At 42.9% G+C, this 13673-nt stretch carries 14 protein-coding genes; 8 read left to right on the forward strand and 6 right to left on the reverse strand.

The genetic code is table 11. The annotated features are described in order from the left end of the window. Positions 1 to 147 precede the first annotated feature (147 nt). On the reverse strand, positions 148 to 1050 hold the full coding sequence (locus tag CDG79_RS21905; protein ID WP_094344009.1) for a cell division protein FtsX: 903 nt from the start codon (positions 1048 to 1050) through the stop codon (positions 148 to 150). A gap of 137 nt (positions 1051 to 1187) precedes the next feature. Between CDG79_RS21905 and def the strand changes: the two genes are divergently transcribed. Then, on the forward strand, positions 1188 to 1751 hold the full coding sequence (gene def / locus CDG79_RS21910; RefSeq protein ID WP_094330502.1) for a peptide deformylase: 564 nt from the start codon (positions 1188 to 1190) through the stop codon (positions 1749 to 1751). Positions 1752 to 1761: 10 nt separating this feature from the next. Then, positions 1762 to 1965 (forward strand): hypothetical protein, encoded by a 204-nt coding sequence (locus tag CDG79_RS21915; protein WP_012410393.1) that lies wholly within the window; start codon positions 1762 to 1764, stop codon positions 1963 to 1965. An 80-nt stretch (positions 1966 to 2045) separates the two neighbouring features. On the opposite strand, the gene CDG79_RS42595 is transcribed toward CDG79_RS21915, so the two are convergent. Then, entirely contained in the window at positions 2046 to 2210 is a 165-nt protein-coding gene (locus CDG79_RS42595) for a hypothetical protein (RefSeq protein WP_189525080.1), read from the reverse strand. 173 nt (positions 2211 to 2383) lie between these two features. Here CDG79_RS42595 and CDG79_RS21925 point away from each other — a divergent pair, with 173 nt between their 5' ends. Next, a complete protein-coding gene (locus tag CDG79_RS21925) occupies positions 2384 to 3190 on the forward strand; it encodes a PD-(D/E)XK nuclease family protein (protein WP_094344010.1) in 807 nt (268 codons plus the stop codon). Between the two features lie 40 nt (positions 3191 to 3230). Here the strand turns inward: CDG79_RS21925 and CDG79_RS21930 are convergent, their stop codons facing one another. Beyond that, positions 3231 to 3494, reverse strand: a complete 264-nt coding sequence (locus tag CDG79_RS21930) for a hypothetical protein (protein ID WP_094344011.1) — start codon at positions 3492 to 3494, stop codon at positions 3231 to 3233. Between the two features lie 28 nt (positions 3495 to 3522). On the opposite strand from CDG79_RS21930, the gene CDG79_RS21935 reads away from it, so the two are divergent. Continuing rightward, positions 3523 to 5979, forward strand: a complete 2457-nt coding sequence (locus CDG79_RS21935) for a single-stranded-DNA-specific exonuclease RecJ (protein WP_094344012.1) — start codon at positions 3523 to 3525, stop codon at positions 5977 to 5979. A 77-nt stretch (positions 5980 to 6056) separates the two neighbouring features. Here CDG79_RS21935 and CDG79_RS45180 read toward each other — a convergent pair whose 3' ends face one another. After that, the gene (locus CDG79_RS45180; RefSeq protein WP_317616597.1) at positions 6057 to 6401 is read right to left on the reverse strand and encodes a pentapeptide repeat-containing protein; all 345 of its coding nucleotides are present in this window, start codon (positions 6399 to 6401) and stop codon (positions 6057 to 6059) included. On the opposite strand from CDG79_RS45180, the gene CDG79_RS45185 reads away from it, so the two are divergent. Next, positions 6394 to 6780 (forward strand): hypothetical protein, encoded by a 387-nt coding sequence (locus tag CDG79_RS45185; protein ID WP_317616598.1) that lies wholly within the window; start codon positions 6394 to 6396, stop codon positions 6778 to 6780. The genes CDG79_RS45180 and CDG79_RS45185 overlap by 8 nt on opposite strands. A 321-nt stretch (positions 6781 to 7101) precedes the next feature. Here the strand turns inward: CDG79_RS45185 and CDG79_RS21945 are convergent, their stop codons facing one another. Then, positions 7102 to 7776: a cadmium resistance transporter gene (locus CDG79_RS21945; RefSeq protein ID WP_094344013.1), complete on the reverse strand. Its 675-nt coding sequence runs from the start codon at positions 7774 to 7776 to the stop codon at positions 7102 to 7104. 295 nt (positions 7777 to 8071) lie between these two features. On the opposite strand from CDG79_RS21945, the gene CDG79_RS42600 reads away from it, so the two are divergent. Together CDG79_RS42600 and CDG79_RS21950 are read left to right on the forward strand one after the other, a co-directional pair. Next, a complete protein-coding gene (locus tag CDG79_RS42600) occupies positions 8072 to 8242 on the forward strand; it encodes a hypothetical protein (protein WP_189525081.1) in 171 nt (56 codons plus the stop codon). Positions 8243 to 8657: 415 nt separating this feature from the next. Beyond that, complete coding sequence (locus tag CDG79_RS21950; RefSeq protein ID WP_094344014.1) at positions 8658 to 11081, forward strand: sucrose synthase; 2424 nt, start codon at positions 8658 to 8660, stop codon at positions 11079 to 11081. Positions 11082 to 11107: 26 nt separating this feature from the next. Here the strand turns inward: CDG79_RS21950 and CDG79_RS41250 are convergent, their stop codons facing one another. After that, a complete protein-coding gene (locus CDG79_RS41250) occupies positions 11108 to 11329 on the reverse strand; it encodes a hypothetical protein (protein WP_143855542.1) in 222 nt (73 codons plus the stop codon). A gap of 74 nt (positions 11330 to 11403) precedes the next feature. On the opposite strand from CDG79_RS41250, the gene CDG79_RS21955 reads away from it, so the two are divergent. Then, positions 11404 to 13673 (forward strand): glycoside hydrolase family 65 protein (locus CDG79_RS21955; RefSeq protein ID WP_094344016.1); only part of this gene is annotated, 2270 nt, incomplete at its 3' end.

Raw genomic sequence — 13673 nt, forward strand, 5'->3', positions numbered from 1 at the left:
ATTGGTTATTGGTCATTGGTCATTGGTCATTTGTCATTGGTCATTTGATTAGCCTGTAAGTTTAATCTCATATTCGTTCAATGCAAAACTTCAGTTGTTATTTTAAAATTTTGAAAATTCCAAGTTCAAAAGACAAATGACCAATGACTATCCTTTAGCAAAACATCGGACAGCAAATAAGCTTCCCATTAATCCTACAGCTGCACCGAAACTCAAGAGAATCAAGGGTAATAGTAAAATTTGGGCTGGAGTGAGTTGTACTCCGTTGGTGATAACTTGGATAAACTCAGGTTGATTGGCTAGTAGTTTACCGATAAACTGTTGAATCACAGAAATAAAACTCCAAGCGATCGCACCACCAACTAAACCAAAAGCAATTCCTTGTAAAATAAACGGCAGGTAAATCCAAGCTGAGGTTGCTCCCACCAGTTGCATAATTTCAATTTCCTGTCGTCGTGCCATGACAATCAGCCGAATTGTGGTTGTAGTCACTGCGATCGCTGTTAAGGTCAGAATAATCGTAATTGTTAAAGTAATCCAGTTCAATCCCCGGTGCAACTGGGCAATGCGTTTAACTGCTTCATCGATATACTCCACTGTCTCAACTCCCGGCAACTTAGCCAGTTGCGTTGCTAAAGTTGGTACAACTTGAGAATTACGCGCTTTCACCTTCATCTCATCAACCAAAGGATTCTCACCTAGCTGCTGGGTAGCGCCCTCAATATCAGAAATTCTCATTTCCTTAACTAATTTAGTCCAAGCCTGTTCTTTAGTAACGCTTTGTATCGCCGCAACCTCTGGCATTTTGGCGATCAGTGGCCCAATGTTTTCGACCCGCGTATCCGGTTCAAGATAAACTGATACTTCCAGCTGGCTACCAAACTGATAGAGGAGTTTTTCAACTTGCCAAGAGGTTTGTAAGCTCAAACCAAATAAAAACAGTAACACCGTCACAGTACTTACAGCTGCCCAATTCATCCAACCTCCCCGCAATAAACCGAGGAAAGTTTCTTTAAGCAGATAGTCTAGTTTGGTAAAAGACTTAAACATAATTCGTAATGGGCTACGCCCCGCTTCGCTAACGTAATTCGTAATTCATAATGCCCAATTCCCAATTCCCAATTCCCCACTCCCTAAATTGATAGAATGAAAATAGTACGAATTTTCACCATTAGCCATTGAGACTCATGCCTTCTGAAATTGCTGTAGAGAAAAAAAAGTTAAAAAATCCACCTTTGGAGCTTCATTATTTAGGCGATCGCGTGTTGCGTCAAACTGCAAAACGGATTTCTAAAGTAGATAACGAACTTCGCCAGATGGTGCGCGAAATGCTGCAAACTATGTACAGCAAAGATGGCATTGGTTTGGCTGCCCCCCAAGTCGGAATTCACAAACAACTAATTGTCATCGACCTAGAACCAGAAAATGCAGCTAATCTGCCTTTGGTGTTGATTAACCCCACCATTAAACAAGTAAGCCGCGAAATCTCTGTTGCCCAAGAAGGATGCTTGAGTATCCCCAATGTATATCTAGACGTAAAGCGCCCCGAAGTCGTGGAAATTGCCTATAAGGACGAGTATGGCCGTCCTCGGACATTAAAGGCTAATGACTTGCTGGGACGCTGCATTCAGCACGAGATGGATCACCTTAACGGCGTGGTATTTGTAGACCGTGTGGAAAACTCCTTGACTTTAGCCCAGGAGCTATCTAAGAATGGCTTCTCGTATCAAGCGGTGAAACCAATAGCATAGGGGGCTAGTAGTGTATTTAACTCCAAAAAGCAGTTTATTTCTGGGTGGTTCTTGTGTAAGTGCGATCGCAGCTGTCGGTTCGATTTTTGAACTGAGTTACGGACAACCAGATTTGGGTTTCCAAGTCACGGCGATTATCCTCGCATTGAGCATTCCACTCACCGGATTATTTTTCTTTGCCGCAGTTAAGGACGCAAGGGCTAACATGAAGTAAGCATCAGGTACATAAAAAAGGTAAAAGGATGGAGGAAAAGGCAAAATTCATTCTTTTACCTTTTATTTTTATTTTTTCGGTTATTCTACGGCTCCCAAGGCTTTGAGAGGATCTATCTGTGCTGATGTTAAGCCGGTAATCCCAAAAATATTCATTCCTTCATAGAGTCTATCGGCTCTGAGAGTTTTTAAGCGATCGCCTGTTGTCACATTCCAAAGTTTAATTGTCTGAATCTTGGCTACCACAAATTAGGGTTTGACCATCGGGACTAAAGGCAACTTACCTGACCCAATTATTCCCATGCAAGGTTTTGAGACACTTCCCCATGTAGATATCCTATAATTTTACAGTTTGGTCTTCACTGCCGGTCTGTGTAGACGCGGTTTCTAACGGCCCTTTTAACTTCTAAAATAGAAGAATGCTGTTAACTCCGACTCAACTACTGCGACTCTCTCAAGGACAACTCAACCTACTAGAAGTTTGTCCGCGTAAATTTCAACATACCTATCTCGAAAAACTCAATTCGCCCTCAAATCCCGAACAAGAAGAACGGCAAACTTTGGGTAGTCGTTTTCACTTGCTTATGCAGCAGCGAGAAATGGGTTTGCCAATTGATAGTTTTCTGCAAGCGGATGCTAAACTGCAAAGCTGGATGCTAGCTTTTGCCGATGCAGCCCCAGAAGTTTTAACGGCTGCATCTGATAATCAAACTTTCCGTGAAAGTGAACACTACCGAACTCTGCAAGTTCAGGATTATTTGCTGACGGTTGTCTATGATTTATTGATTGCAGATAATCAACAAGCGCAAATTCTCGACTGGAAAACTTATCCGAAACCACCCAATAAACGCAAGTTAGAATCCAACTGGCAAACACGCCTTTATCTCTATGTATTGGCAGAAACTAGCGACTATTTGCCAGAAAATATTTCCATGACTTACTGGTTCGTCCAATCGGAGGGCAAACCGCAAAATATTAAATTTAATTACAATACTGCTCAACACACACAAATAGCAAAGAAACTTAATCAACTGTTAAGTCAGTTAACCCATTGGCTGGAAGATTACCAAAATAACCAGCAGTTTCCTCAAGTTGTGGAGGGTAGCAAAACTTGCGATTATTGTCAGTTTGCCAAACGGTGCGATCGCGATCGCATACAAGTTAATGAAGAAGCAGTGAAAGACTCATTGCCAAATTTTGACAACATTCAAGAAATCTCCCTTTGATTTTATTCACAGGATTTTTTATCCTGTATCTCATGGAAACTTAAAAAGTAATATAAAGTCCTTTTTGTAAATCTAAAGCATTTGAAAGCATTTTCATTGCAAGAACTAGACTCGGTAAATATTCGTTTTTTTCGTTCAATAATAAATTAAGCAATTCCCAGTTCTGATTAACTTGCTCAAGAGATTGGAAATACGATCCCATTTTGCCAGGATCGAAATAGTTTCCTGAAATGCCGAAAACTTTCCCTAACAATGGAGATACATTTTTATCCAGTTCATTGAATCCTAGTAAGTGAATCTCCAACAACTGAGGATCAATCCCCGATTTAACAATGTCAGAACAACAGTGGACTATAGCAGCAACCGAACAACCCCCGGAGTGGTTCATCCAAGCGGTGAAACAATATACACCTGCATCAAGTGGAATATATGCAGCACAATTGTTGTGGAAACGGGGAATTAAAGATAATCAACAGTTAACCGCTTTTATCAACTATAAAGCTTATCAACCAGCGAGTCCCTTTGAGTTTGGGCAAGAAATGCACTTAGCGATCGCCCGGTTGCAACAAGCATATAACGCCAAAGAAAAAATTGCCATCTGGGGAGACTTTGATGCTGATGGGATTACTGCCACATCGGTACTTTGGGATGGACTAGGGCAATTTTTTACACAAAGTACTCAATTAATTTACTATATTCCCAATCGCCTGAAAGAATCTCACGGACTGAATAATCAAGGGATTGATAATTTAGCAAACCAAGGTTGGAAATTAATTGTTACTTGCGATACTGGCAGCACGAACATTGAAGAAATTATCTACGCCAAACAGTTAGGCATAGATGTAATAGTTACAGACCATCATACTTTACCCACCGAACGCCCACCCGTCGCAGCAATTATCAATCCCCGCTATTTTTCAAGGGAACATCAGCTATTTAATCTTTCTGGGGTAGCGGTAGCTTATAAGTTGGTCGAAGCACTGTATAAAACTCTGCCTAATATTGCAAAATATCCGTTAGAAGATTTATTAGATTTAGTAGCAGTCGGATTAATTGCTGACTTAGTGCAGTTAAGTGGAGATTGTCGCTACTTGGCGCAGTTGGGAATTCAACGACTGCAAGCAGATTTTCAACAGCCGCCAGCAGCGCGTCGCCGTCCGGGGGTGGGGCGATTATTAGAATTGTGCCAAAAAAGTGGCGATCGCCCCACAGATATTTCCTTTGGTTTGGGGCCAAGAATCAACGCCGTCAGCCGCATCCAAGGTGATGCCGGTTTTTGCGTTGAATTATTAACCAGTCGAGATGTCAAACGTTGTCACGAATTAGCCGAAGTTACAGAACTCGCAAACACCAGGCGCAAGTCTTTGCAAAAAGATGTGCAAGCGCAAGTAGCACAAAAACTTACTCAATTAGACTTATCAACCACCAGCGTCATAGTCCTAGAAGATGCCCAATGGCCTGCGGGTGTATTGGGCTTAGTTGCTGGACAGATAGCGCAAGAAACAGGCCGCCCGACTATTTTGTTGAGTACAGAGGGACTGGGGACTGGAGACTGGGAACTGGGGACTGGGGAGGAATTTTCCCAATCCCCAATCCCTAATCCCCAATCCCTAGCCCGTGGTTCTGCCCGTTCGGTGAATTCTGTCGATTTATACCAACTGGTAAAAGACCAAGCACACTTGTTACATCGCTTTGGTGGACATCCCTTTGCAGCCGGTTTGAGTTTGTTGGTGGAAAATATTCCTTTATTTACAGCCGCGATTAATCAGCAGTTGCGCCAATCTTTAGGTAGCACAACCTTAACGCCAACTGTGCAAGCAGACTTGACGGTAACAGTTGCAGACTTGGGGAAAGAGTTGTTTTTGGAATTTAAAGTACTAGAACCTTGTGGAATGGGTAATCCTGTTCCGAAGTTGCTAATTCAAAACTGCCGGTTTGAAAATGCTTGGCATCGAAATCAGCAGGATTGGCAAGGGAAAAAGGTACAGTACATTAAAACCGAGTTTGACATTCGGGATGATTCCGGCAGAAGTGCTTTTCCGGGCTTATGGTGGGGACACTACAAAGATGAATTACCCATAGGAAGGTGTGATTGCATAGCCGAATTAGACTACAACACCTTCAAAAAACGCTATGAAATCAGATTAATTGCCGTGCGTCCTAGTGTTGACTCAGCACTTAACACTCGAAATGGGCTAAACGCCCCGCTATCGCTAACACCACTTATCTTAGACTTACGAAATCAGAAATACTCAGAGCATGCAACTCAAGACGGGCTAAACGCCCCGCTAACAGCATTGACTCTCAAAGATTGTCCCACGAGTTGGGATAATTTACGCTTATGGTTGCGGCGATGTCTAATGACAAGCCGCTCCGCGTCTACGCTTGACGATCGGCAACAATTAGCGATCGCTTGGTCTAAACCCAACCATCAACCACCCAATCAAATTTGGCTGACTCTTGTCGGAATTGCCAAATATCTCAGTCGCACAAATCAACCAGTTACCCGCGTCCAACTTTTAGAGAAAATTGGCATCAGCGACCAAACCTTACTTGTAGGAATCAAAGCTTTAAAATCTTTAGGGTTCACAGTCAAACGACAAGACAATGATTTGCAATTTGCTTGGCATTCTAGCGATCGCGCAGAAAACCTGGCCGATGAAGCAGTGACAAAGTTTTTAGCTGCTGTCCGCGAAGAACAATTCCAGCAACAGTATTTTGCTGACGTGCCTTTATCTACTATTATGGCGATCGCAAACTCCGACAATTATATGGGTGCAAACCTTTAAAAATAAAAGCCTGTATTCATTACTGAATCAGGCTTTTAAGGTTTTTTATTAAATTTACATTGAGAACTTCAGTTTAATCACTGAATAGCGAATCCTTCCGGTCTGATCGCATCTTCCAAATCAACCCCCATCAGGTTAGTCCCCTGGATGTTTGCATTTGTGAGATTTGTCTTTTCCAAGTCTGCGCCCTGGAGGTTAGCCATTTGCAGGTTTGCTCCCAACAGGTTGGCTTTTTCTAGGTCAGCATCAAATAGGTTTGCTCCTAACAGGTTTGCTCCCAAAAGGTTTACCTTACCTAAATCTGCTCCTTGAAAGTTTGCCCCTTGTAAGTTTGTTTGCTGTAAATTAGCTCTTTCTAAGTCTGCATTTTGTAAGTTCGCATTCTCTAAGTTTGCGGCTTGCAGGTTTGCATCCTTGAGCATTGCTCCAGTTAGGTTACATCCGACACATTCATTGGTTTGTAATAAGTGTCTAACATTTGCCGCTACAGACACTATTGGCGATACAACTGGAGGTATTACCGAGGAAGTTACAGGCTCCATTGGTGATGTAACTGGAGGTGTTACCGGAGAAGTTACAGCCTTCATTGGTGATGTAACTGGAGGTGTTACCGAGGAAGTTACAGTCTGCATTGGTGATTTAACTGGAGATATTGCTGGAGCTACTTTAGACCCCGTAGGTATAGATGGTGTTAGTGTTAAAGCTCTAACGCTGGGCTGGTCAAAGAGAGAAAATCCTGCTACAAGTACCAGAAATACTGCTGTTACAAGCCACCGAGTTAATTTTTTGGAATTTGATTGATTCATTAGTTCCTTCCTATGATTATTCGTAGTAGTGGGTTTGATTTTATAGGAGCCATCAATAATCTGCTTTATTCTCACTTTAGATAAAATGATTGATAACATCAAATATTATTTTGATTGCAATTGATAAATTCAAGTGATTGAAATATCTTTGTGGATGGGAAACGATCGCGTGATTTTTTGGTTATATCTGGGAATAGCACTCATCTGCGACACCGTAAGCGTTGTGTTAGCGAGTATTCGTATCCTTACAGGGGAGCAAGCTACGCGCAGCGTTTCGCAGAGAGCGTCATAGCCCGTCGTAGACATCACTTAATGACTAATTAGAAAACATTGCCAGACTAGGTAAGAGTCGATATGATTCACTTTTAATTAAGATGGAGAGTCCCAGGTAAATTAAGACAAAGGGGAAGACTTTTCGACCGTAGCGAGTTAAAACGGGAGTCATCAGAGGGTTACGAGTCAGGTTGTAAGAGAGTAAGCACCACACCCCAACAGTAAAATAGCAAACACACAGAATTACACCCAAACTTGGAAGATTGCTACTAGCAAACAACGGTACATAGATTCCAATGTTGTTTCCTCCATTGGCAACGGTGACAGCAGAAACGCGGTAGGTTTGAGGATCGCGGATGGTTGCTAATAGTGATTTTTTCTGGCGTTCAGATTTGACAGGAGAGGTTAAGTCAACTGACACAGCTTGCACTGTCTCTGCTTGCTCTTCTCGGCTGATGAGATTACTGATACCAATGGCGACAGGAAGCAAACCTAGTAATCCAATCCAGGTGGTGGGAATCAGAAGACCGCCGAAGAAACCAGGAAGACTAGCAAGAACTAACGTAGTGAATCCAAGAAATTCACCGATAACAATATGCTTAGGACGAAAACTGCGATTGACTTTTCCGAAGAAAGCTGTCAAGTATAAATTGTCGTCAAAGGTAGTTGCAAAAGCAGCAGATATCCCAATAATTAATGTACTAATTAACCAAGTCATAATTGTTACTCCCGATAATTCAATGCTGTTTGTCCTAGTCCTTCTCTGCTTCTCGCTGTGAGGACAGTTTGAAAGATTTTGTGACTGTTTTACCTAACGACAACCCATCGAGGTTCGCTAGTCATCAACCAGTTCGCCAGTTTTTAGAGGCGATGTTTACGGCAGTAAACTATGCCTACCAATCAAATTGGTGATTTTTTTCTCAGCAAGGTACCTTGGGAGCTCATGAAGTCAATATTATGGCTTGCAACCAAATAAGAGCAAATACTCTTGTTTTTCAAACCGATAAATAAAAGTGATTAGTAACTCAAGTCTTGAGGCAGCACCCCCGGCATTGGAAACCTACGCTTCGATTAATTATGGCGATCGCACTCTCCGACAACCAAGGCACAAGCATAAAAAACTGGTGAACGAGTATCAAAGGCTCATTAATGGAGTTCAAAGACTCGTGGATAAATCAGCTTGACGCAAAATAGGCGATCGCTGCCAACCTGAAAAGCCAAATTCAATTCTGACTTTCTCAATTACGAACTACGAATTATATCAAGTCCGCTTAATCACTTCCGATATGTCATTGCGAGTGAAACGGAGTGGAACGAAGCAATCGCTGCGGACTCTGCGATCGCATCTTCACCCTCAATCGCATTCATCCTCTTAACGTGGTTTACAACGAACGGAATTCTTTATGCCAGTAAAGCAAAAGCCCTAACTCCTAATTCCCTCATCCCATAGATTTGAAGTCTTCGCAGTGTTTCATCCCAGAGCTAGACGTAAGTTTTCTTCATAGTTACCTACTATTAGATCGGAAATGTACCTCACCGAACCGGAGACTGAGATAAAAATGAGGTCGTGGTCTAGCTAAAGTTTTGGAATTCGTCATCATGTATGAACTAGTTCAAGCTGTCTTCAACGGTGATGAAAAAACTGCTCTGCATCAGTTGATTTCTACGTTGAGTGCTTCAGGTAAGCGTTACTTCCTAAGAAATGAGATTTTGCAAGCTTTTGCCGATTACTGTCATCAATCCCAAAAGCCAGCTTATTTTTACCACTCTTCTTCTGTTGGCAAACTGATACAGTACACTCATGAAATAATTATCGAAGAGGAAAATACCTGGTTCGTGGTTCGACCCAAAATTGCTAACCAGGAAGTTTGGCGACTGACAGCCGATTTTAATAACTTCGAGCAGATGACACCGCAAGTACTGCTAGATGTAAGAGATCGCTTAGTCAACCGCTACCAACCCGACATCCTCGAAATCGACCTCCACCCCTTTTATGAGGGTTCTCCAAGAATCGACGATCCCAGAAATATTGGTCAAGGTTTAGCCTTCCTTAACCATTACCTGTGCAATCAATTGTTGACTGACCCCGAATATTGGGTAGAAATGTTGTTTAAAGCATTACAGGGCCTAAAACACAATGGGGTTCGCCTACTGTTTAGCGATCGCATTCCCTCCGGTATTGAGTTAGCCAAACAAATTAAGTTAGCACTTAATTTGCTAAATGAGCGATCGCCTGATGAACCTTATGAAAAATTCCGCTTAGACCTCCAAGAACTCGGCTTTGAGCCGGGTTGGGGTAACACTGCGGCGCGAGTTTCCGAAACCCTAGAACTCCTCGACCGACTCATTTACTCCCCAGAACCTGGCATCTTAGAAGCATTTGTGGCTCGTGTCCCCGCCGTTTTTCGCGTCGTCCTCGTTTCCATCCACGGTTGGGTTGGACAGGAAGATGTTTTAGGAAGAGATGAAACACTCGGTCAAGTTATCTACGTCCTTGAACAAGCTCGCAGCTTAGAAAACGAACTACAGGAACAAATTAAACTCGCTGGACTCGATCGGCTAGGCATTAAACCACATGTAATTATTCTGACTCGGCTAATCCCCAACTGTGAAGGGACATTTTGTAATCTGCGTTTAGAAAAAGTCCAAGATACTGAAAATGCTTGGATATTGCGCGTTCCTTTTGGTGAATTCAATCCAGAAATCACCAACAACTGGATTTCTAAATTTGAGATTTGGCCTTATTTAGAACAATTTGCCATAGATGCAGAAAAAGAATTACTAGCTCAATTTAAAGTCAAACCTAATCTGATTGTTGGTAATTACAGCGACGGTAACTTAGTAGCCTTCCTTCTATCTCGCCGGATGAAAGTTACCCAGTGCAACATTGCTCATTCTTTGGCAAAACCTAAATATCTATTTAGCAACTTATATTGGCAAGATTTAGAAGAACAATATCATTTCTCCGTACAATTCACCGCCGATTTGATTAGCATGAATGCCGCCGACTTCATTATCACATCGTCCTATCAAGAAATTGTCGGCACACCCGACACAATAGGTCAATATGAGTCGTATAAGTGCTTTACAATGCCGCAGTTGTATCATGTAGTTGATGGCATTGATTTGTTTAGTCCTAAATTCAACTTAGTGCCGCCGGGAGTAAATGAGAATATTTTCTTTCCCTATAGCCAAAAAGAAGACCGAGATTCTCACCTTCGTACACAAGTCCACGACTTACTATTTAGCCGCGAAGACCCCCAAATCTTTGGTAACTTAGATTGCCCTAATAAGCGACCAATCTTTGCCGTTGATACCATTACTTCAATCAACAATCTCACTGGTTTAGCTGAATGCTTTGGTAAAAGTCAGGCGTTGCAAGAACGTTGTAACCTGATTATTTTAAGTAGTAAACTGCATCCAGATGAAGCTATAAACCCACAAGAAGCAGAAGAAATTCAAAAACTCTACGACGTTATCGATCGATATCATCTCTCTGGCAAGATTCGCTGGGTGGGGATGCGTATCCCTAGCAGTGAACTCGGCGAAGCCTACCGGTTAGTTGCAGATTCTCAGGGAATTTATGTCCATTTTGCCCGCTTTGAATCCTTCGGCCGGAGTCTTTTGGAAGCGATGATTTCTGGTTTGCCTAGTTTTACTACTCAATTTGGCGGTTCTTTAGAAATTATCGAAAACCAAGAAAACCGATTTAATGTTAATCCTACGGACTTAGAAGAAACAGCAAAGAAAATTATAGAGTTCCTTGACCAATGCGATACTCACCCTGAACACTGGCACGAAGTTTCACAATGGATGAGCCAGCGAATTCATAATCGATATAATTGGCATTTACATAGTAATCAATTACTACTGCTTGCAAAAATGTTTACTTTTTGGAACTTTGTTGCACCAGAAAATAATGAAGCCAGAGATCGCTATATGGAAACATTATTTCATCTCATTTATAAACCTAGAGCCGAAAAGATTTTGGAAAAGCACATGGGGGTAATTCGTAATTCGTAATTGGGAGTAGATTGGAGATTTTGAGTCTATAAAGGGGAGTTAGAACTTGAAGCATTAAGCTCAGATACTCGTTCATCCATCTCAGAACTCCGTTCATCCACCTCGGAACTGGATGAATCCACCTCAGAACTCCGTTCATCCACCTCGGAACTCCGTTCATCCACCTCAGAACTCCGTTCATCCACCTCGGAACTCCGTTCATCCACCTCAGAACTCCGTTCATCCACCTCGGAACTGGATGAATCCACCTCAGAACTCCGTTCATCTCTCTCAAATACTCAAAATTCCCATTTCCTATTCCCTAATCCCTACTCCCCACTTTATGCAAACAAAAGGCCGTTCTCGCCATTTTATTTACACAGACTGGATATTAATCGAAACCCAGTTTGACCCTGACCAATTGCAATCTAAAGAAACCGTCTTTACAATCGGCAATGGGTATCTAGGAACAAGAGGCAGTTTTGAGGAAGGGTATCCTCATGCATTGCCCGGTACTTTCATCAACGGTGTCTACGACGATGTGCCAGTGGTGTACACTGAACTGGTAAATTGCCCTGACTGGCTACCCTTGATAGTAATTGTGAATGGCGATCGCTTTCGTCTCGATCAAGGTGAGATATTGAGCTACGATCGCCAACTTGACCTCCGTGAGGGACTACTCATCCGGGCTTTGCGTTGGCGTTCTCCCAGTGGAAACACCATAGATATCAGCTTTGAACGCTTTGCTAGTCTTGCAGATCCCCACGTTTTGGCGCTACGCTGCCATTTAACGCCAGTAGATTTTGATGGGTTAATCGAAATTCAAGCTAGTATCAACGGCTATCCAGAAAATCAGGGTTTCAATCACTGGGAAGGACTAGATCAAGGCAAAACTGACCAAGGAATCTGGTTGCAACGCCGCACCCGCCACTCCCGAATTGAACTCGGTATGGCTGCTAAGGTGACAATATTAGGCACTGAAGCATCTTTGCAAGTCAATACTGCACCTGGTTATCCAACCTTAAGCACTACCTTCTTAGCTAAGGCGCAACAGGTGGTAACAGTAGAAAAATTAGTGACAGTTTTTACTTCGCGGGAGATTGATACCCCAGTCTCAGCTGCTCAAGAAAAACTCGCGCACCTGCCAGACTTCGCAACCCTACAAAAAGCCAATCAGCAGGCATGGGATGAGGTTTGGCAGCAAAGTGACATCCTGATTGAGGGGGATAGCACAGCTACTTTTGCTGTTCGCTACAATCTCTTCCAGCTGCTGATTGCTGGCCCACCCAATGATGACAGGGTGAACATTCCTGCTAAAACTCTTTCGGGATTTGGCTATCGCGGTCATATATTTTGGGATACAGAAATTTTTATGTTGCCCATGTTTATATTTACCCAACCAGCGATCGCCCGAAACCTACTTACTTACCGTTGGCTCACCTTACCAGGAGCTAGACGCAAGGCAACCCATTACGGCTATAAAGGAGCAATGTTTGCCTGGGAAAGTGCTGATACTGGAGATGAAGTAACACCACGTTGGGCACTCGGAAACGATTTTTATGGTGAAGACGTGCGGATTTGGTGCCGCGATCGCGAAATTCATATCAATGCAGATATTCCCTACGCCGCTTGGAATTACTGGCAAACCACTGGTGATGATGAGTGGATGCAAAAGTGCGGCGCAGAGATAATCTTAGATACCGCGATCTTCTGGGCCAGCCGGGTAGAATTCAATTCTGAACGCCAACAGTATGAAATTCGGGGCGTAATCGGAGTGGATGAATACCATGAACTCGTTCACAACAACGCCTTTACAAACCGGATGGCGCAATGGCATTTAGAGAAAGCGATCGCAGTTTATGATTGGTTGGTTCAAAAATTCCCCGAACGAGCCAGAGAATTAGAAGAGAAACTGCAACTCACCTCAGAACAGCGATCGCACTGGCAAGATATTATCGCCAAAATATTGTTTCTCTACGATCCATCAACACAACTCATTGAGCAGTGCGAGGGATTTTTCCAATTAGAAGATATAAATTTAGCAGACGATAAAGGGCGCGATCGCTCCATGCAAGCCGTCTTGGGTGTCGATCAAACTAACAAATATCAAGTAATAAAACAACCAGATATATTGATGCTTCTTTATTTAATGCGAGAATCAACAGATTTTCCCTACAGCGAAAAAGCATTGCAGGTAAACTGGGATTACTACGCACCCCGTACAGATATTACTTATGGTTCGTCTCTTGGCCCAGCAGTTCACGCCATCTTAGCTTCCGATTTGGGCAAATCAACCGAAGCTTACGAAGTATTTATGCACGCGTTAATGGTGGATCTTGAAGATAACCGAGGTAACACCAGCGATGGAATTCATGGCGCTAGTGCTGGCGGTATTTGGCAAGCTGTAATTTTTGGATTCGGTGGCATCCAAATCACCGAAAATGGCCCCGTAGCCAATCCCCATCTCCCTGATGGCTGGACGCGCCTAAAGTTTAAACTGCGCTGGGGCAATAAATGGCACGAATTCGATCTCCGCAAAGGACAAGTCGCCCAAGATATAACTAGTCAACTAGAATATCTCCAACTTTCCCTATCCCCAAATCCCCCCTTATC

Origin of the sequence: Nostoc sp. 'Peltigera membranacea cyanobiont' 232 (assembly GCF_002245985.1) — a bacterium.
Classification (GTDB): domain Bacteria; phylum Cyanobacteriota; class Cyanobacteriia; order Cyanobacteriales; family Nostocaceae; genus Nostoc.